Annotated in this window: 18 protein-coding genes; 9 read left to right on the top strand and 9 right to left on the bottom strand. The window is 67.4% G+C overall.

The annotated features are described in order from the left end of the window. The first annotated feature begins 18 nt into the window (after positions 1-18). Positions 19-558, top strand: a complete 540-nt coding sequence (locus tag QM693_RS28415; protein WP_283353987.1) for a DinB family protein — start codon at positions 19-21, stop codon at positions 556-558. Position 559: 1 nt separating this feature from the next. Here QM693_RS28415 and QM693_RS28410 read toward each other — a convergent pair whose 3' ends face one another. Then, positions 560-1,321 (bottom strand): class I SAM-dependent methyltransferase, encoded by a 762-nt coding sequence (locus tag QM693_RS28410; RefSeq protein ID WP_283353986.1) that lies wholly within the window; start codon positions 1,319-1,321, stop codon positions 560-562. 83 nt (positions 1,322-1,404) lie between these two features. Here QM693_RS28410 and QM693_RS28405 point away from each other — a divergent pair, with 83 nt between their 5' ends. Then, positions 1,405-1,746, top strand: coding sequence for a TraR/DksA family transcriptional regulator (locus QM693_RS28405; RefSeq protein WP_280780563.1), 342 nt, complete (start codon positions 1,405-1,407; stop codon positions 1,744-1,746). On the opposite strand, the gene QM693_RS28400 is transcribed toward QM693_RS28405, so the two are convergent. Further along, complete coding sequence (locus QM693_RS28400; RefSeq protein ID WP_280780564.1) at positions 1,743-2,027, bottom strand: ANTAR domain-containing protein; 285 nt, start codon at positions 2,025-2,027, stop codon at positions 1,743-1,745. The two genes, QM693_RS28405 and QM693_RS28400, sit on opposite strands and share 4 nt — an antisense overlap. 359 nt (positions 2,028-2,386) lie before the next feature. Here QM693_RS28400 and QM693_RS28395 point away from each other — a divergent pair, with 359 nt between their 5' ends. Genes QM693_RS28395 through QM693_RS28385 form a run of 3 tightly spaced genes read left to right on the top strand, consistent with a single transcriptional unit; the run spans position 2,387 to position 5,185 of the window. Further along, the gene (locus QM693_RS28395) at positions 2,387-2,605 is read left to right on the top strand and encodes a ferredoxin (RefSeq protein WP_005251142.1); all 219 of its coding nucleotides are present in this window, start codon (positions 2,387-2,389) and stop codon (positions 2,603-2,605) included. Then, positions 2,595-3,959, top strand: coding sequence for an NAD(P)/FAD-dependent oxidoreductase (locus QM693_RS28390; protein ID WP_283353985.1), 1,365 nt, complete (start codon positions 2,595-2,597; stop codon positions 3,957-3,959). Before QM693_RS28395 ends, QM693_RS28390 begins: the two co-directional genes overlap by 11 nt. Before the next feature lie 14 nt (positions 3,960-3,973). Continuing rightward, complete coding sequence (locus QM693_RS28385) at positions 3,974-5,185, top strand: cytochrome P450 (protein WP_283353984.1); 1,212 nt, start codon at positions 3,974-3,976, stop codon at positions 5,183-5,185. Here QM693_RS28385 and QM693_RS28380 read toward each other — a convergent pair. Beyond that, on the bottom strand, positions 5,082-6,611 hold the full coding sequence (locus tag QM693_RS28380) for an HNH endonuclease signature motif containing protein (protein ID WP_283353983.1): 1,530 nt from the start codon (positions 6,609-6,611) through the stop codon (positions 5,082-5,084). The genes QM693_RS28385 and QM693_RS28380 overlap by 104 nt on opposite strands. 274 nt (positions 6,612-6,885) lie before the next feature. Continuing rightward, complete coding sequence (locus QM693_RS28375; protein WP_283333722.1) at positions 6,886-7,833, bottom strand: AraC family transcriptional regulator; 948 nt, start codon at positions 7,831-7,833, stop codon at positions 6,886-6,888. A gap of 239 nt (positions 7,834-8,072) precedes the next feature. Between QM693_RS28375 and QM693_RS28370 the strand changes: the two genes are divergently transcribed. From QM693_RS28370 to QM693_RS28355, 4 genes are all read left to right on the top strand, one after another. Beyond that, positions 8,073-8,645 carry a flavin reductase family protein gene (locus QM693_RS28370; protein ID WP_280780569.1) on the top strand — a complete coding sequence of 191 codons (573 nt, stop codon included), beginning with the start codon at positions 8,073-8,075 and terminating at the stop codon, positions 8,643-8,645. Positions 8,646-8,666: 21 nt separating this feature from the next. Next, entirely contained in the window at positions 8,667-10,283 is a 1,617-nt protein-coding gene (locus QM693_RS28365) for a 4-hydroxyphenylacetate 3-hydroxylase family protein (RefSeq protein ID WP_280780570.1), read from the top strand. 21 nt (positions 10,284-10,304) lie between these two features. Continuing rightward, the gene (catA, locus tag QM693_RS28360) at positions 10,305-11,153 is read left to right on the top strand and encodes a catechol 1,2-dioxygenase (protein WP_283333721.1); all 849 of its coding nucleotides are present in this window, start codon (positions 10,305-10,307) and stop codon (positions 11,151-11,153) included. 72 nt (positions 11,154-11,225) lie between these two features. Next, the gene (locus tag QM693_RS28355) at positions 11,226-12,020 is read left to right on the top strand and encodes an alpha/beta fold hydrolase (protein WP_280780572.1); all 795 of its coding nucleotides are present in this window, start codon (positions 11,226-11,228) and stop codon (positions 12,018-12,020) included. Positions 12,021-12,024: 4 nt separating this feature from the next. On the opposite strand, the gene QM693_RS28350 is transcribed toward QM693_RS28355, so the two are convergent. The 5 genes from QM693_RS28350 to QM693_RS28330 are packed head-to-tail and all read right to left on the bottom strand — an operon-like array spanning position 12,025 to position 17,794. Continuing rightward, on the bottom strand, positions 12,025-13,260 hold the full coding sequence (locus tag QM693_RS28350; RefSeq protein WP_283353982.1) for an acetyl-CoA C-acetyltransferase: 1,236 nt from the start codon (positions 13,258-13,260) through the stop codon (positions 12,025-12,027). Further along, complete coding sequence (locus tag QM693_RS28345; protein ID WP_283353981.1) at positions 13,253-14,959, bottom strand: AMP-binding protein; 1,707 nt, start codon at positions 14,957-14,959, stop codon at positions 13,253-13,255. Before QM693_RS28345 ends, QM693_RS28350 begins: the two co-directional genes overlap by 8 nt. Beyond that, on the bottom strand, positions 14,956-15,804 hold the full coding sequence (locus QM693_RS28340; protein ID WP_283353980.1) for an alpha/beta fold hydrolase: 849 nt from the start codon (positions 15,802-15,804) through the stop codon (positions 14,956-14,958). Before QM693_RS28340 ends, QM693_RS28345 begins: the two co-directional genes overlap by 4 nt. Beyond that, the gene (locus tag QM693_RS28335; RefSeq protein ID WP_283353979.1) at positions 15,801-16,604 is read right to left on the bottom strand and encodes a hypothetical protein; all 804 of its coding nucleotides are present in this window, start codon (positions 16,602-16,604) and stop codon (positions 15,801-15,803) included. The genes QM693_RS28340 and QM693_RS28335 overlap by 4 nt, the downstream gene beginning before the upstream one ends. Beyond that, positions 16,601-17,794, bottom strand: coding sequence for an acyl-CoA dehydrogenase family protein (locus QM693_RS28330; RefSeq protein WP_283353978.1), 1,194 nt, complete (start codon positions 17,792-17,794; stop codon positions 16,601-16,603). The genes QM693_RS28335 and QM693_RS28330 overlap by 4 nt, the downstream gene beginning before the upstream one ends. Between the last annotated feature and the right edge of the window lie 2 nt (positions 17,795-17,796).

Here is a 17,796-nt window from a genome sequence, read left to right as displayed (position 1 = left end):
TCGGACCGGCTGGAGCAGGTGATCACCGTGACCTCTACCGCGAAATCGTCGACTACCGGCGAGCGCGCCGACTTGCTGGAGTCGCTGGCGAAACACCGCTACTTCCTCCGCTACACCGTCCGGGACCTCACCGACGAACAGGCGGCCCAGCGCACGACGGCGAGCGAACTGTGCCTGGGCGGACTCGTCAAACACGTGTCGGACGTCGAATCGGTGTGGGCCGACTTCATCGTGCGCGGCACCGACGCTGTGCGTGGCGGTCCCGCGGACGGCACCGGCGCCGACGATCGCGAGAAGGAGTTCACCCTCCGCGACGACGAGACGCTGGCCGACGTCCTCGACCGCTACGCGAAGGTGGCGCACCGGACCGACGAGATCGTGGCCTCGCTGCCCGACCTCGACATCTCGCATCCGCTGCCGAAGGCGCCGTGGTTCGAACCGGGATCACGCTGGTCCGCGCGCCGGGTCCTGCTCCACATCATCGGGGAGACCGCCCAGCACGCCGGGCACGCCGACATCATCAGGGAGGCTCTCGACGGGTCGAAGTCGATGGGCTGAGTCAGCCGCGTTTGCGGGCCTCGATGAGGAAGCGGGTCGAGTGGGCCACGAACGGCCCCTCCGCCTCGATCAGGCCGTGGAGTTCCCGCAGACGTTCGCGGTACTCCGCGACGGTGAAGCCGGGCACCATCCAGATCACTTTGCGCAGGAAGTAGATGACGGCGCCGATGTCGAAGAACTCGATCCGCAGAGATTCGAAGCGGAGATCGACGACGTCGAGACCGGCGGCCTGCGCGTCCGCACTCTCGTCCTCGTAGTGGCGGCCACGCCGCACCTTCTCCGGTTGCGGCCCCAGGAAGTACTCGACGAGTTCGAAGACACTCGCATGCCCGACGTGCTGCGAGAAGTACGTGCCTCCGGGTCGCAGGACGCGGGCGATTTCGTCCCACCACACCGTCGCGGGATGCCTGCTCGTCACCAGGTCGAAGGCGCCGTCGGCGAACGGCAGCGGCGGTTCGTCCGCGTCGGCCACCACGACCGCACCGAGCGGATGCAGCAGCGCCGTCGCCTTCGCGACGTTCGGCGGCCACGATTCCGTCGCCACCATCACGGGAGGCATCGTCGTTGCACCGGCGAGGACCTCCCCTCCCCCGGTCTGGATGTCCAGAGCGGCGTCCGCGCGCGCGAGGCGTTCACCCATCAGGCGCTGATACCCCCACGACGGCCGCTGTTCGGTGGCCCGGCCGTCCAGCCAGGAGAAATCCCAGCCGTCCACCGACACGGATTTCGCCTCGGCCACCAACTCCTCGAATGTGCGTGCCATGCCGGGAAGCCTGTCAGAAAGTCCCGGATCGATCGAGCGGATTATCGGGGAAGCACCGGGCCCTCGCCGATGTTGATCCAGGCATGACCGTGCCGGAACACCGCACCCGAATCGCCGAGGAACGCGCCGACGCCGAACGCCGCATCGCCTCGCTGACCGGCCGTTTCACCGCAATTGTGGAGGGGTCGGAATTCACCACGGACGACGACGAACACGACCCCGAGGGCTCGACGATCGCCTTCGAACGGGCCCAGGTGTCGGCTCTACTGGCAGACGCGAGGCGCGAGGTCGAGGACCTGGCGGCGGCGCAGCAGCGACTCGACCGTGGGACGTACGGTCTCTGCATTCGGTGCGGTCTGCCGATTGCCGATGTGCGACTCGACGCGCTGCCTGCCGCGCAGACCTGTATCGACTGCGCCGGTTAGCCGGTGTCGCCGGGCAGGAGGGCTCCCCATTCCCGGGTGGCCACGTCCCGTGCCCGTCGATGGTCGTCGGCGTCGGGGTGCACGCCGTCGGCGAGGTCGGCGAGAGCTTCCGCCAGATCCCCGACATCGACCTGATGCCGCATGGAGGAGTCGAGTAGTTCGTCGAAGGCCTGGTCCGCGCTGTACGAGCTACCGCGCGCGGTGGTCAGGATCTGTACTGCAGCGTCCAAAGCGGACAGGTGCCGTGTCGCGCGGGTGTCGCGGTGAGCTTCGATCGTCAATCTTCCGCCTCTGAGGTGTCGCCACTGGGCGTTGCCGGTCTCTTGTCATCACATCACATCACGATCCGGACGTCCGTGTTGCCGAATCGAGACCGTGTCCGAAAGTTGTTTCTCGCCAGCAGGATACGAACTCCGGCAAGATACTTGTAACTCGCGTTACTACTCCAGGGTTCTACCCGTCGGTAGGGGGCGGGCGGCACGACATTTCTGAATGGCTCCAGAACAGCGGATCGAAACCGAACAGACTGGCCGTTCCGCAATACTGGTTTCCGGGTGGAGGCCCTCCGCCCGACGCGATCGGACGGCCGTGCGCCGCGCAGTCCTGTGGACCCGTGTGACCAGAACTGTTCAGAATCGGGATGATTGACGTGAAACTCGTCGTCGACCTCAATCGGTGCCAGGGCTACGCGCAGTGCGTGTTCCTCGCACCCGGCGTCTTCACCCTGCACGGAGAAGAGGCTCTTCTCTACGACGCGGGCCCCACCGACGACGAACGCGACCACGTGGCGCAAGCCGCCGCCGCGTGCCCGGTGCATGCCATCACCACGGACATCCCCGACCGACACGATGGGCAGTGACGTGCGGATCGTCATCGTCGGAGCGTCGCTCGCGGGCCTGCGCGCCGCGGAGGCACTGCGGGGGCAGGGCTTCGACGGTTCCCTCACCCTGATCGGCGACGAACCCTACGAGCCGTACGACAGGCCCCCGCTGTCGAAGGCCGTGCTCCTCGGAATCATGCCGCCCGACCACGCGGCGCTGCCCTTCCGCCCGGACCTCGACGCGCAGTGGCGGCTCGGCGTGCGGGCCACCAGTCTCGATCTGGAGCACAACCGGGTGGTTCTCAGCGACGGCGACACCGTCGAGTTCGACAAGGTGCTGATCGCGACCGGCGTCCGCGCCAGGCCGTGGTCGAATTCGTCCGAGGCCGCACTCGACGGCGTCTTCACCATCCGAACCTGCGACGACTCACGCCGGCTGAACGAGCGACTGTCCGCCGGACCACGTCATGTCCTGGTGATCGGGGCGGGGTTCACCGGCTCGGAGATCGCGTCGGTGTGCCGGGAGCGCGGGCTGTCTGTGACGGTCACCGAACGCGGCCCGGCACCGCTGGTCGGCGCGCTCGGCGGAGTGGTGGCGGCGGTCGCGGCCGACATGCAACGCGACCACGGCGTCGACCTGCGCACCGGGGTCACGGTGACCGGGCTCGACGGGGACAGCAACGGGCAGCTGTGCCGTGCGCATCTGTCGGACGGGACCACACTCGACGTCGACGTGGCGATCGTCGCGCAGGGCAGTATCCGCAACACCGACTGGCTGTTCGGCTCCGGCCTCGCCGCCGGGCCCCGCGGAGTCACGTGCGACGCCGGTTGCCGGGCGTTCGACATCAACGGCATCGTCACCGACAACGTGTTCGTCGCCGGCGACGTTGCGCGGCAACCGCATCCGCTCTACGACTACCAGCTGCTGGCATTGGAGCACTGGGGTAACGCGATCGGTCAGGCCGAGGTGGCGGCGCACAACATGATCCACGACGGTCTCCGCCGGCGGCCGCACCTCGAGATTCCGGCGTTCTGGTCCAGCCAGTTCGGCGTCAACATCAAGTCCGTGGGCATCCCCACCTACTCCGATCAGGTGGTGATCACGCAGGGGTCCGTCGCCGACCGGCGTTTCGTGGCGGCATACGGCTTCCGCGGACGCGTCACGGCCGCTGTGGCGTTCAATCAGGGTAAGTGGCTCGACTTCTACCGGGGACTGATCGAGTCTGCCGCGGCGTTTCCCCCCGACTTCGATGTCATGGACCGGGCGGAGCCGTTCGAGGTGCGTGCGTCAGAGTTGCCGGACCCGGCCGTTCTCAGCCACGGCCCCACCGTCGCGGTGACCGGCCATCTGCCCACCGAACGTCGCGTCGAGTTCGTCTCGCTACCGAAGTAACAGGGAGAGTGTCCATGTCGCGTGCGCAGCTGTTCCAGCGGATCACCGACCAGGCGAGCCGGCCGAATCCGTATCCGCTGTACGAGGAACTTCGTGAGACTCGGGTGGCGCCGCAGGACAACGGTTCCTACCTCGTCGGACGGTACTACGACGTGAAGGCACTCCTGCACGACCCGAGGATCAGCTCCGACCTGCACAACCGTGGTGCGGGACTCCCCGGAGCGGATCGTGCCGGCGACGGGCCGGAGTCGTTCCTCAAACTCGATCCGCCCGAGCACGATCGACTACGCAGACTGACGACGCGGCAGTTCGGTCCGCCGCACAGCCCCGACCGAATCGACTCCATGCGTGGCGAACTCGCCGCACTCGTCACGAAGCTGGTCGACGGGCTGGACGGTAAGGAGCGCATCGACATCGTCGACGACTTCGCCTACCCCTTCCCCGTCACCGTGATCTGCCGACTACTCGGGGTGCCCCACGAGGAGGAACCTCGGTTCCACGCCTGGGCCGACGCGTTGGTGGCAGCCATCGACCCGCGGCGTGCCAGCGCCGACAACGATCAGGTGAAGGTGGCGCAGAAGGCTCAGATGGAGATGGCCATGTTCATGGCAGGTCTCATCGAGGACCGTCGCCGCGATCCCGGTGACGACATGTTGTCGGGGCTTGCCAACGATTCGGGGCCCGACGGTCGGTTGAACACCGTCGAGTTGGTCACCAACTCCATCCTGCTGTTCATCGCCGGGCACGAGACCACCGTCAACCTCATCACCAACGGCATGCTGACCTTGCTGCGCAATCCCGACGTTCTCGAACGTCTTCGCGCCGAACCGCAGTTGATGCCGCAGGCCGTGGAGGAACTGCTCCGCTTCGAACCGCCCGTGCATCTCCTGGGCCAGCGCACGCCGATCGTGGACATCGAAATCGACGGTGTCACCGTCCCGAAGGGTTCGCCTCTCGTACTGGCATTGGCATCGGCCAATCGTGATCCCGAACGCTTCGTCGACGCCGACAAGTTCGTCCCCGACCGCACGGACAACCAGCACGTCGGTCTGGGCAGCGGCATCCACAGTTGCTTCGGCGCACCCCTCGCCCGCCTCGAGGGGCAAATGGCGCTCGCCGAACTCATCCGCCGCCTCCCCAATCCGCGCCTCGTCGAGGACCCGCCGCCCTACCGGCCCAACCCGGTGCTGCGAGGTCCGCGGCACCTGCTGGTGGACTGTGGGTGAGCCGCCGCTGCGCATCCTCGATCAACTCACCGGGGTGATGTCGGTGGTTGATGCGGGGTCTTCGGGTGGGGTCGATGTGTGGTGGCGGGATCCATTCGGTTCGGCCCGCGTATGCGGAGTGATGGGGCGCGGACCTCGTCGCCCACCCGGCCGGACCGTCGTTGACCTGAGCGTGGCAGGCGTCGCAGACCAGGGCGAGACCCTCGATGTCGGTGTGTCCGCCCTTGTGCCAGTCGGTGACATGGTGCACCGCACACAGACTCGCCGGCGCCGAACACCCCGGCCGGGTGCAACCCCCGTCCGAGGAGATCAGGGCGAGCCGCTGATCGGCGCTGGCCAGTCGACGCCGCCGCCCCAGGTGCAGTGGACGACCCGCATGGTCGAACAGCGCGAGCACCGGATGCGCCTCCTCGGCCAGCGCCAATGCGTCCGCGATGGGGAGCACCCCACCTGTGGCTGTCGTGGCCAGGCCCCCGACCGCCTGCTCCAACTGCTCGAGTGTCATCGTGACGATCACTGTGGCCGGTAGACCCCGGTGCCGGCCGAGCACCCCCGACTCGAGCAGCGCCCGGAACACTGCGCTGAAGGCGTCGTGATTGCGCTGCGCTGCGGTGCGGGTATCGCGGGCGGCCGCCGCCGCCAACAGGTCACGATCGATCGACGGGTCTTCGCCGTCACCGGCCGGTGAGTCGGGATCGTCCGGATTGTTTATTCCGGGCCGCGCCCATTTTGCGAGGATCGGATCGAGCATCGCCCGCGCGACGGGGTCGAGTTCACCGGAGATTCTCGACATCAGTTCGGTGTCCTGCCGGCCGATCGAAATGCCCCGTCGGCGTTTCCGGTCGCGGTCGTCGCCGAGGTTCCCGTCCGGATTCAGATATGCCAGCAGCCGATGCCCCGCCTGCTCCACATCCTCCGGGGTTCCGCTCCTCGCCAACGTGGCCAGTACGGCCTCGGCGTCGGCCACCGCGTCGTTGTCGACGGCGTGGGGAATCTTGCGCATCACCTTCGCGATCGCCCGCACATGATCCGTGCCGATGTCACCGTCGCTCTGTGCCGCAGCGGTTTCCGGCAACACCGGTGGCATCGGAACGCCAGCGAGAGTGTGCCACACCCCCAGCTCGCGGGCGGCGGTGACGCGGGCGGACGCGTCCGCGCCCGAGATCCGCAGCACGTCGATCAGGAGTTTCTTCGGCGACGTATACCCCAGATTCGCCGGGACCGAGCGTTCCACGCTCTCCACGACCAATCGGTGTGAGGCCGACTCCGCACGGCGAAGGGACTGTTCCATTCCGCGCATCACCTCGACGAGCTCAGTGTCCGACAACTCGGCCAGGTCGGCATCGAGCAGCCCGTCGACCGCGGCAGCGAGCATCGACAGATGCTCCGCCACCCGGCTACCCACCGACCCCCCAGTCGAACTCATGTGCGAATACTATCGCGGGGGTCCGACAAGTTTCGGACGCGAACTCCGACGGCCTTACCGCTTCGACACCGCGACATACACGAGCCGCTCAGAGCCGGCAGGCGCGTGGACATGCACCCCCGCCGGAGGACAAACAAAATTCAGTACGCCAGAACCGTTGCAAGCAAGACTCATAAAGAGATACCTGACGCTGGAAGCCAAGCCCACGATGCAACGTAGCTGTCGCCAGCGATCCTTTGGACACGCTTCCGACCGAGCCTCGCCACCGAACCGATCAGAGCCCGCGATCGCGCAGCGACTCGGACGGCGTCACGCCGTACTTGCGGCGGTAGGCGGCGGCGAATCTGCCGGTGTGCATGATCCCCCAGCGTGTCGCGACTTCGGAAACAGTTGCGCAGGAATCGCTTCCGGTGAGGTCTGCGTGGACACGCTCGAGGCGCACGTCGACGAGGTACTCCATCGGTGTCATGCCCACGTATTCTCGGAACCCCTGCTGCATGCGCCGGACGCTCACGCCGACGAGTTCGGCCATCTCCCCCGCGCTCCACGGGCGGGCCGGGTCCTGCTGGATCGCGTCGATGACCCGCTTGACGATGCGCGGCCGGATTCCCGCGGCACCCGTGTCGTCGTCCGGCATCGCGGTGAGCACGAGCGCCGTGGTCAATGCTCCACACAGTTGTTGCGACACCTGATCGCTGTGCAGGAGAACGCTGTCGCGCAACGCCTGGTCGGCGACGGAGCGGACGAACCTCAGCCAGTCGGCGCCGGCGCCGGTGCGTAGGTCGAGTTGCCGCGGCAACTCCTGCCCGGGCCGTGCGAGCACGCGGTCCATTTCGCGCTGCAGGTAGTCCCTGTCCACCTTGAACCCGATGATCTCGCAGGAACTGCTCCAGTTGGTGATGACGGTCCGGGTGTCGGGCGGGCAGATGGTGGCCAGCCCCGGTGTCGAGGTCACTTCCGTGCCGCCGGTGACGGAGACGATGCGGCCGGCCAGCGGGATGTTGATGCCGTAGGCACCGGGATGGTCGGACTCGATCGACACGGGCGCCCCGAAACCGATCCGGGCGAGCCTGGACGCGCCCATCTGGGAGGACTCCAGCGACGATCGCGCCGCGGTGTCCCGCGACAGCGGACGCAGCTCGTGAGGGAAGTACGCGTCCGCAACCACCTCGTGAACCTCGTCCCAGTCGGTGAAACCGGGACCTTCCAGCTCTCCTCGCATGCGTACGTCCAGACCTCTCACCTCGCGCCACGACCGCGCATGGGCAACTCCCGACCCTAGCATCGCCTGTGACTCACGTCACTGCAAGGACGTCCGACACCTGTCCGGCAAACCCGTTTCGCGTTCCGGATCGCGCCTTCGCAATGCGGATCGACGGACTGTGACGGCCGTCATACGTTGTGCAGGTCCCCCATCGCGGGGGCTATCGCACGAATCGTGCAGAAAGGCGGTCAGGAGAAATGGACCAGCGCACTCTGCGTAACATTTTCGGCCAGTTCGCCAGTGGCGTCACCGTGATCACGTGCGCCAATGCCGCCGGCGAGCCGCACGGCGCGACCGTCACCGCCTTCACCGCCGTCTCGATCGAGCCGCGGCTGTGCCAGGTGACGTTGACCCGGAAATCGAAGGCATGCAGCTACCTCGGTGATGCACCGTTCGCGGTGAACATTCTGGCCGCCGATCAGCTCGACACGGCCATGCATTTCGCCGGCAAACCGCAACGGACGGAACCGGTGTGGGACTCCTCAGGCATCGCTCCCGCACTGTCCGGCAACGCGGCGACGCTCACGTGCTCGCCCTGGGCGTCCTACGACGGTGGTGACCACATCATCTTCATCGGCGAGATCGTCGATGCATCCGTCGACCAGACCAAGGACCCACTGCTGTTCTACCGCAGCACCTTCCACGATCTCGGTGCCGCGTCGGGCACCACGGCGTGGAACGGCTGCCTCGACGACCCCCACAGCGGATGGTTCGACGCCGCCGCGTCGTTCACACCACTCCACCTGCAGCTCGCCCAGGCTGCCTCGTAATCCTGACCGAAAGGGAACACCATGACCACCACCGAAGCTGCCGCCGATACCGACGTCGACCGCACGAAGGTCAATGTCGCCGCGGACTGTGAAGCGAACCGGACCGCGAACTTCGCCACCCGCCCGATGACCGGTGACGAGTACATCGAGTCGCTGCGCGACGATCGCGAGATCTACCTGCACGGCGAGCGTGTCAAGGATGTCACGACGCATCCGGCGTTCCGTAACCCGATCCGGATGACCGCCCGCCTCTACGACGCGATGCACACCGGCGAGCACGTCGACGCCCTGACCACCCCGACGGACACCGGCAGCGGGGGTGTGACGATGCCCTTCTTCCGGGCGCCCAAGAACTCCGACGATCTGCTGAAGGATCGTGACGCGATCGCCACCTGGGCGCGGATGACGTATGGGTGGATGGGCCGCAGCCCCGATTACAAGGCGTCGTTCCTCGGCACCCTGCACGCGAACAAGGAACTGTATTCACCGTTCCAGGACAACGCCGAACGCTGGTACAAGGAATCGCAGGAGAAGGTTCTGTACTGGAATCACGCGATCATCAACCCGCCGGTCGACCGCCAGCTCCCGCCCGACGAGGTCGGGGATGTGTTCATGAAGGTGGAGAAGGAAACCGACGCCGGCCTCATCGTCTCCGGTGCGAAGGTCGTGGCGACCGGGTCGGCGATCACCAATTACAACTTCATCGCCCACTACGGGCTGCCGATCAAGAAGAAGCAATTCGCGCTGATCTGCACGGTGCCGATGGACGCACCGGGGGTGAAGCTGATCTGCCGCACCTCCTACACCCAGCAGGCCGCGGTGATGGGCTCCCCGTTCGACTACCCCCTGTCGAGCCGGATGGACGAGAACGACACCATCTTCGTCTTCGACAAGGTGCTGGTGCCGTGGGAGAACGTGTTCATGTACGGCGACGTGGACAAGATCAACGCGTTCTTCCCGCAGTCCGGGTTCCTGCCCCGCTTCACCCTTCAGGGCTGCACCCGCTTGGCGGTGAAACTGGATTTCATCGCCGGGCTGTTGATGAAGGCCCTCGACGCCACCGGAGCGGGCGGCTTCCGCGGAGTGCAGACCCGCGTCGGTGAGGTCATCGGCTGGCGGAACCTGTTCTGGTCGTTGACCGAATCGATGGTCCGCGACCCGGAACCGTGGGTGGGTGACACCGTCATCCCGAAGCTCGAGTACGGACTGACGTACCGGATGTTCATGCAGCAGGGCTACCCGCGGATCAAGGAGATCATCGAACAGGACGTCGCGTCCGGGCTGATCTACCTGCCGTCCTCGTCCGCCGACTTCAAGAGCCCCGACGTCCGCCCGTACCTCGACAAGTACGTCCGCGGCTCGGAGGGCATGACCGCGGTCGAGCGCGTCAAGATCATGAAGGCGCTGTGGGATTCGATCGGCAGCGAGTTCGGTGGCCGCCACGAACTCTACGAGCGCAACTACGCCGGCAACCACGAGGGCGTGAAGGCGGAACTGCTGATGTTCGCCGAGAACCGGGGCACGGTCAGCTCGATGAAGGGTCTGGCCGAGCAGTGCCTGGCCGAGTACGACCTGGACGGGTGGACAGTGCCCGACCTGATCGGCAACGACGACGTGTCCTACTTCGGCCGCAGCTAACCGCGCAGACCAGGAGAAACCATGACCACCATCGACAGCCCCACCGCGGTCGGCTCCGGCAACGCCGCCACCGACAAGTTCAAGGGCGCAAGGTTCACCGCCGACACGTCCCCGGAACGCCTGTCCGCGATCGCTACCGAGGCGCTCGCCGGGCTGAGCGCCCTGATCCACAAGCACGCCGTCACCTACCCGGAGTACCGGGTCCTCAAGCAGTGGCTCATCGATGTCGGTGAGGGTGGCGAGTGGCCGCTGCTGCTCGACGTGTTCGTCGAGCACGACATCGAGGAGGTCAACTCCACCCGGTTCCGGGGCACCAAGGGCAGCATCGAGGGACCGTACTACGTGCCCGGCGCACCGGAACTGCCCGCGCGGTGCACCCTGCCGATGCGCGAGGAGGACCGGGCCCACCCCGCCCTCGTCCTCCGCGGCCGGGTCACCGACCTCGACGGGGCAGGCCTCGGCGGGGCGATCATCGAGTTGTGGCACGCCGACGACGAGGGTTACTACTCGCAGTTCGCCCCGCACCTGCCGGAATGGAACCTGCGTGGGACCATCGTCACCGACCCGGACGGGCGGTACGAAATCACCACCATCGAGCCTGCCCCGTACCAGATCCCGACCGACGGCCCGACCGGACAGTTCATCGAGGGGGCCGGCTGGCACCCGTGGCGTCCGGCGCACCTGCACCTGCGGGTGACGTCCCCGGGCAAGCAGCCGATCATCACCCAGCTGTACTTCGCCGGCGGCGACTGGATCGACGACGACGTCGCCACCGCAACCAAACCCGAACTCCTTCTCGACCCGCAGCTCGACGACGCCGGGCGTAAGGTTGTCAGCTACGACTTCGCGCTCGATCCCGCCGCGGACTGAGACACCCACCCTCCCCCGGGCGACGCGAAAGATCTTGTCGCCCGGGGGATCGACGTTTGTGGAGGAAACATCATGCCGAGCACATCACCGGCGCGGACGACAGAGTTCGTGCACACCGCGACGGCCGTGATCGAGGTGGTCGTCGAGGGCAGCGGTCCGTCGGTGATCTTGCTGCCTTCCCTCGGCCGCGAGTCGTACGACTACGACGACGTCGCGAGTGGACTCGCGCGGAACGGTTTCCGGGTGTGCCGTCCCCAGCCGCGCGGCATCGGCCGGAGCACGGGACCCCTGGAGGACATCACGTTGCACGACCTGGCCGCCGACGTCGGAGCAGTGATCGAGGAACAGGACAACGGTGCGGCCGTCGTTCTCGGACATGCCTTCGGGCACTACGTCGCACGGATGCTCGCCGCCGACCGGCCCGACCTGGTGCGCGGGGTCGTCGTGGCTGCGGCGGGTGCCCGCAACTACCCAGCCGCGCTGACGGCGCTGGCGGTCAAATGCTCCGATTCCTCACTGCCCGAGGCAGAGCGGATCGGCTACCTGCAGGCCGGATTCTTCGCACCCGGCAACGATCCGGCCGAGTGGCTGACCGGCTGGTATCCGGAGGTGTCGAAGCGGCAACTCGCTGCCTCGGCCGCCACACCCAAGGACGAGTGGTGGGAGGTCGCGCACCAGCCGATCCTGGACCTGCAATCCGCTCTCGACCCGTTCCGTCCGCGCGAGACGGAGAACGAATTGCTTGATCGGTTCGGCGAGTTGGTCACCGTGACCGTCATCCCGAATGCGAGCCATGCGCTCATGCCGGAAGCGCCCGCACAGGTTGTGCGGGCGCTCACCGACTGGATTCGGGCTCTCGACAGCTGAGTGGTCAGACCCTCTCGAAGATCGCGGTCAGTCCCTGGCCACCGCCGATGCACATCGTCTCGAGGCCGTAACGGGCTCCGCGACGGTCCATCTCGCGCAGCAGTGTAGTCAGGATCCGCACCCCGGTCGCACCGACGGGATGCCCGAGCGAGATTCCCGAGCCGTTGACATTGGTGCGGTCGAAATCCTGTGCACCGAAATTCCATTCGCGCGTGACCGCCAGCGCCTGCGCCGCAAAGGCCTCGTTCAGTTCGATGAGGTCGATGTCGGCGAGCGTCAGCCCGGCGCGTTTCAGGGCCCGTTCGGTGGACGGCACCGGTCCGATACCCATCTCGGACGGCTCCACTCCCGCGACCGCCCAGGTGACCAGGCGTGCGAGGGGCCGGAGCCCCAAACGCTCCGCCTCCGCCCGGGTGGTGACGAGGCATGCTGCCGCACCGTCGTTCTGCCCACTGGCGTTGCCGGCGGTGACGGTCGCGTCGGGGTCGGTGCCGCCCATGATGGGCCGCAACCGAGCGAGCGACTCGATTGTCGTGTCGGCTCGGGGGTGCTCGTCCCGATCGACGACCTGCGGATCGCCCTTGCGGACGGGAACTTCCACCGGAACGATCTCCTCGGCGAACTTGCCCGAGTCGATCGCGGCGACCGCCCGCCGGTGGGAACTCACCGCGAGCTCGTCCTGCTCGAGGCGGCTGATGTCGTACTTGCGGCGCAGGTTCTCCGCCGTCTCGAGCATGCCGCCCGGCACCGGATAATTGCGTCCGCCTGCGGTGACACGACCGCGGGCGAGCCGGTCGTGGAGCGCTGCCGGCGCACCGTTGGCTCCCCAGCGCATCGACTCGGTGTAGTACTCGGCGCGGCTCATCGATTCCACGCCGCCGGCGATCACCAGTTCGGCGATCCCCGTCTGCACCCGCATCGCCGCGTCGAGCACCGCCTGCAGACCGGATCCGCAACGACGGTCGAGTTGCTGACCGGGAACCGTCACCGGCATTCCCGCGTCCAGGGCCACAACGCGGCCGATGGCAGGCGCCTCACCGTTCGGGTAGCACTGACCGAAGATCACGTCGTCGACGCTGCCCGGATCGACCTTCGTCCGCGCGAGCAGTTCGGACACCACCCGAGCGCCGAGGTCGGCGGCGGGTACGTCCTTGAACTGACCGCCGTATCGGCCGACGGGGGTGCGCAGGGGCTCGCAGACGACGACATCGTCCGCCTGGGCATTCGTATTTTCAGGCACTGCGGAAATCCCTTTCGTGATCGGTCCAGCGCTGCGCCCATTCACGCAGTTCGACCGCTCGGATCTTGGCTCCGTTGCCGCCCACGGTGGTCGGCATTTCCTCGATCACGTGCACCGCGGCGGGAACCTTGAACGCCGCCAGCGACTCTGCGCACCATGCCTTGAGCTCGGCGGCGCCGGCCGACGCACCGTCGGTGGGGACGACGAACGCCACCGCCTCGGTGTATCCGCCGGAGCCGGTGATGCCCACGACCTTCGTCAGGTGGACGGCGTCGTGTTCGGCCAGCCGGTGCTCGATCTCGGCGGGGTCCACCAGGAATCCGCGTAGCCGGAGGACGTCCCCCATCCGGCACACGTACGTATAGCCGCCGTCGCCGGTCGCGACGGCCAGGTCGCCGCTGCGGAACCACCCGTCGCTCGTGAACGCCCGACCCGCCGCATCCGGATTGCCGAGGTAGGCGTCGACGACGTTCGGTCCGCGCACCTGGAGCTCGCCCTGCTCACCGTCCGGAAGGACGGAGTCGTCCAGCGGGTCGACGATGCGAACCTCGATGCCGGGTTCGACCGGACGCCCACCACCGTTCCAGCGCAGGGATTCCGGGTCCGCGGCATCCCACAGGAGCATCAGGGCGAACACCTCGGACGACCCGAAGACGCCCGTGGTGACGGCGTCGAATTCGTCGCGCACCCACGCGGCGACCTCGTGCGACCGGCCGAGGAAGTCGGCGATCCCGAGGCGTTTCAACGACGACAGGTCGGCGCGGTTACCCGCGTACCACGTGTCGTGGAGCCGGGTGAAGAGATCGTCACCGCCGACGACGTGCGTCACCTTCGCCGATTCCATGCGGGCCAGCGTGGCCGCGGCGTCGAAGACGGGTTCCATCAGCAGCGTGCCGCCACCCGCGAGAGTGGCCAGAGCAGTGGAGTATCCGAATACCCCGGACACCGGCAGGACGCACAGGGTGACGTCGCCCGGTTCGACGCCAAGGACGACGGCGTCGGCTCGCGCGTGCCGTACCACCGCCGATTCGCGGTGCGCCGCGAGTTTGGGGACACCGGTAGATCCGGACGTCGTGAACGCGACTGCGAGCACGTCGTCCGGGTCAGCCCGCTCGCCGGCAGCCGTGACGGTTGCCCTGTCGGGTGTCTCCGGCACCTGGACGGTTCCGGTGTCCGCGCTGCCCGCTGTCCAGGCACCGCCGCCGAGGTCGAATCGCGCCAGGTCGGGAGCGGCGCTTTCCGTTCGAGGTCCGCACACGACGGCAACAGCCGGTGCCGGGAGGTCGAGGGAGTGCTGTGCCTCTTCGAGTCGGCCGAACAGGTCGAGACCGTGGAAGTGGTCGGCCACGGCCACCACCGCAGGTCGCGCCGAGGTGAGGATGTGTGCGATCTCGTGCGTGTTGTAGCGGGTGTTGACGCCGATGACGTGTGCACCCACAGCGGACGCGGCGAGTTGCCACACGATCGCGTCCGACCAGTTCGGCAACAGGACGGCCACACACTGGCCGCGCCCGACGCCGACGCGCAGGAGTTCCGACTTCAGGGCGTCGACGCGGGCACGAAGTTCGGTGCGGCTGGTGACGACCGGATCGCCGTCGACGACGTCGAGGGTTGCGGCGGCACCCGGGGCGGCGGTCACGAGTTCGTCGAGCAGCGAGGCGAGTGTGTCACGACGCGTCGCCGTGTCGTGCGCCGTCACGAGAGCACCACCGCCGCACGCAGTTCGGTCAACCACTCGTCCGCCACCGAGGCGAAGTCGTCGATCTCCTCCATGGGGTAGTGGCCGATGCCCTCGAGCAGGGTGAAGGACGCAAGTCCGGGACGGGCGGCGTCGAGCGCCGACACGGTCTGCTCGACACGTCCGGCGTCGATCCACGGGTCCTGCGCGCCGGCGACGAGCCTGAGAGGACAGGTGATCTCGGCGATCCGGTCGCGCACGTCGTGCGTCCCCCAGCCGATCAGGTCGGACGACGAGATCTCCGGGTCCTCACGCTTGTGCATCGTGGCGATCAGGTGCGCCTTCGCCTCGGGCACGGAATGTCCGACGGAGGCGAGCGTGCCCAGGTAGGTGCGGTCGGCGCGGCTGGGCCCGGCGACATCCTCGAGTTCGCGCCGCAACCCTCCCACGTTGACGCGGCCGGGACCGGCCTCCGCTGCCATCGCAATCGCTCCGGCCAGCGGCCTCGACGACCGCGCGGCGAGTTCGAGTGTCAGTTTGCCACCGATGGAACACCCGACGACGAAGGGGCGTTCGACGGCGAGCGCATCGAGGACCTTCCCGAGCCAGTCTCCGAAGGCGACGATGCTGGTGACGGGACCGTCGACCGCGGGCTCGGAACGTCCGTGCCCCGGAAGGTCGGGGACGATCACCCGGTAGCCCCGGCCTGCCAGTTCGGACGCGACGTGCCGCCACTGGACTCCGCTCTGGCCTGCGGTGTGCAGGCACAGAACGGTGGGCGCCTCGGTGGCCCGCTGATTGTCGGGGGTGATGATCTCGACGAAGCCGAGCGCTCCGTCGATCTCCAGGTATCGGGCCTCGATCATGGCCGGGCCTCCCTTCCGCACGTGAGTGGCAAAGTGTGCCCCGACACGCTTTGCCACTCACGTGCGGCGCTGCGGGCATGGGCGATGATGATGTCGAGTGGTTTGGTGAGGCGCAGGTACTCGTACCCCACACCGCTGGAAGAGAATTCACCGATGATGGCGCGGCGCATGAAATCGTTCCGTTCGGCGAACACCAGGTCGACCCAGGTGACGGCCGGGGCGATGAGCGTGAACGTTGCCCCACCCGGGACGCGGCGGGCGACGTCGATGATCGTGCCGCGGTAGATCCGCAGCTGCAGTTCGCGGGCCCGGCCCGAGGAGTCGGTGCACCGCACACCCACGGTACCGTCCCACGTCGACAACGAGGACGCGAAGGCGGTATCGGCGGAGAGGGATTCGCGGAGACACTCTCCCCAGGCGGGCGTGCAGAAGTCGACAGCGGGATTGAAACGGACGTCGGACGGTTCGGGCGAACGCCACGTCTCGATTCCCTCCTCGCGAATCGACCCGGCCTCGTCGACGAGCCGCACTTGGCGATCGAACACTGCTCCGGTCTCGGACTGTCCGACGCGCGTGACTACGGACTCGACGTGGACGACGTCGGCACCCGTTACCGTGGACTGCGAATTCCATTGCAGTCCGGTGCGTGTGGCACCGGACGTCGTCGCCGGAGCGAGTACTCCCGCTACGACGATTCCCGTCAACGACGCCTCCGGCAGCGACAGTCCGAGTTCGGAGACGCGCCGGGCGTCGCTCACAGTGCGATCGCCGACGGCGATACTTGTGGTGAGTGTGCTCATTCGCCCGCCCTCCCCAGCAGTTCGTCGGAGATGATCCGCATCTGGATCTCGCTGGTGCCCTCGAAGATCTTCGTCAACCGCGCATCCCGCCAATGCCGCTCGACCTGGAAGTCGGTGGTGTACCCGGCGCCGCCGTGAATCTGCACCGCCTCACTCGTCACCCGCTCGGCCATCTCCGTCGCCACCAACTTGCACATCGACGCCTCCAGCGAACACCGACGGCCGGTGTCGATATCGGTGGCCACCGAATACATCAACTGCCGGGCGGCCTCGATGTCGGCGGCCATCTTCGCGACCTTGAACCGCAGATGCTGGAAATCGGCCAACTCGTGCCCGAACTGCCGGCGGGTGTGCAGATACGCGATCGAATCCTCCAACGCACCCCGCGCCAGACCGATCGCCCGGGCCGCGGTATGCGCCCGCCCCACCTCCAGACCGGACACCGCCAGGTAGAAACCCTTGCCCTCCGCACCGAGCATCGCCGTGGCCGGCACCCGGAAATTGTCGAACGAGAGCTCCCACGTGCTCCACCCGAAATACCCGATCTTGCGGATCTTCGTCCCGCTGATCCCCTCCGGGAACCCGCCGCGCTGCTTGTCGATCAGGAACGCGCTGATCCCCCGGTGCGGTTTCGCCGGGTCCTTGTGCGGATCGGTGCGCGCGAACAGCACCAGGTAGTCGGCCTCGTCGGCGTACGTGCACCACATCTTGGTGCCGCTGATCACCCAATCATCGCCGTCGCGGGTCGCGCGACACGAAATGCTCGCCACATCGGATCCGGCCTCGGCCTCCGACAGCGCATACGCGCCCAGGTACTCGCCACGAGCGACCTTCGGCAGCAACACCGCCTCCTGCTCCGCGGTGAACCCGCCGCCCATCCCGTTGCCGCGGGCCAGCAGCCCCGACACGCTCATCCACGCCCGGGACAACTCCTCCGCGACCAGGCAGTACTCGAACACCCCGAGACCGAGACCGCCGTGCTCCTCGGGGATCATGATCCCGAAGAACCCGACCTCGGCCATCGCCTTCTTCAACGTGTCCGGGATGGTGCCGCGGACCGGGTCGAGTTCGTTCGCGACCGGGAGCACCTGCTTCATCGCGAAATCGCGTGCCAGGTCGCGGATCGCCACCCGGTCCTCGGTCAGATACCGCGGCGAGTCGGTACGCGGCTGTGACGGCCGGTGAGTCATGG

Origin of the sequence: Rhodococcus sp. IEGM 1305 (assembly GCF_030058635.1) — a bacterium.
GTDB classification, from domain to species: Bacteria; Actinomycetota; Actinomycetes; order Mycobacteriales; family Mycobacteriaceae; genus Rhodococcus_F; species Rhodococcus_F opacus_D.
Note: the sequence above shows the minus strand (reverse complement) of the source record. Positions and strands in the feature narration are given on the sequence as shown.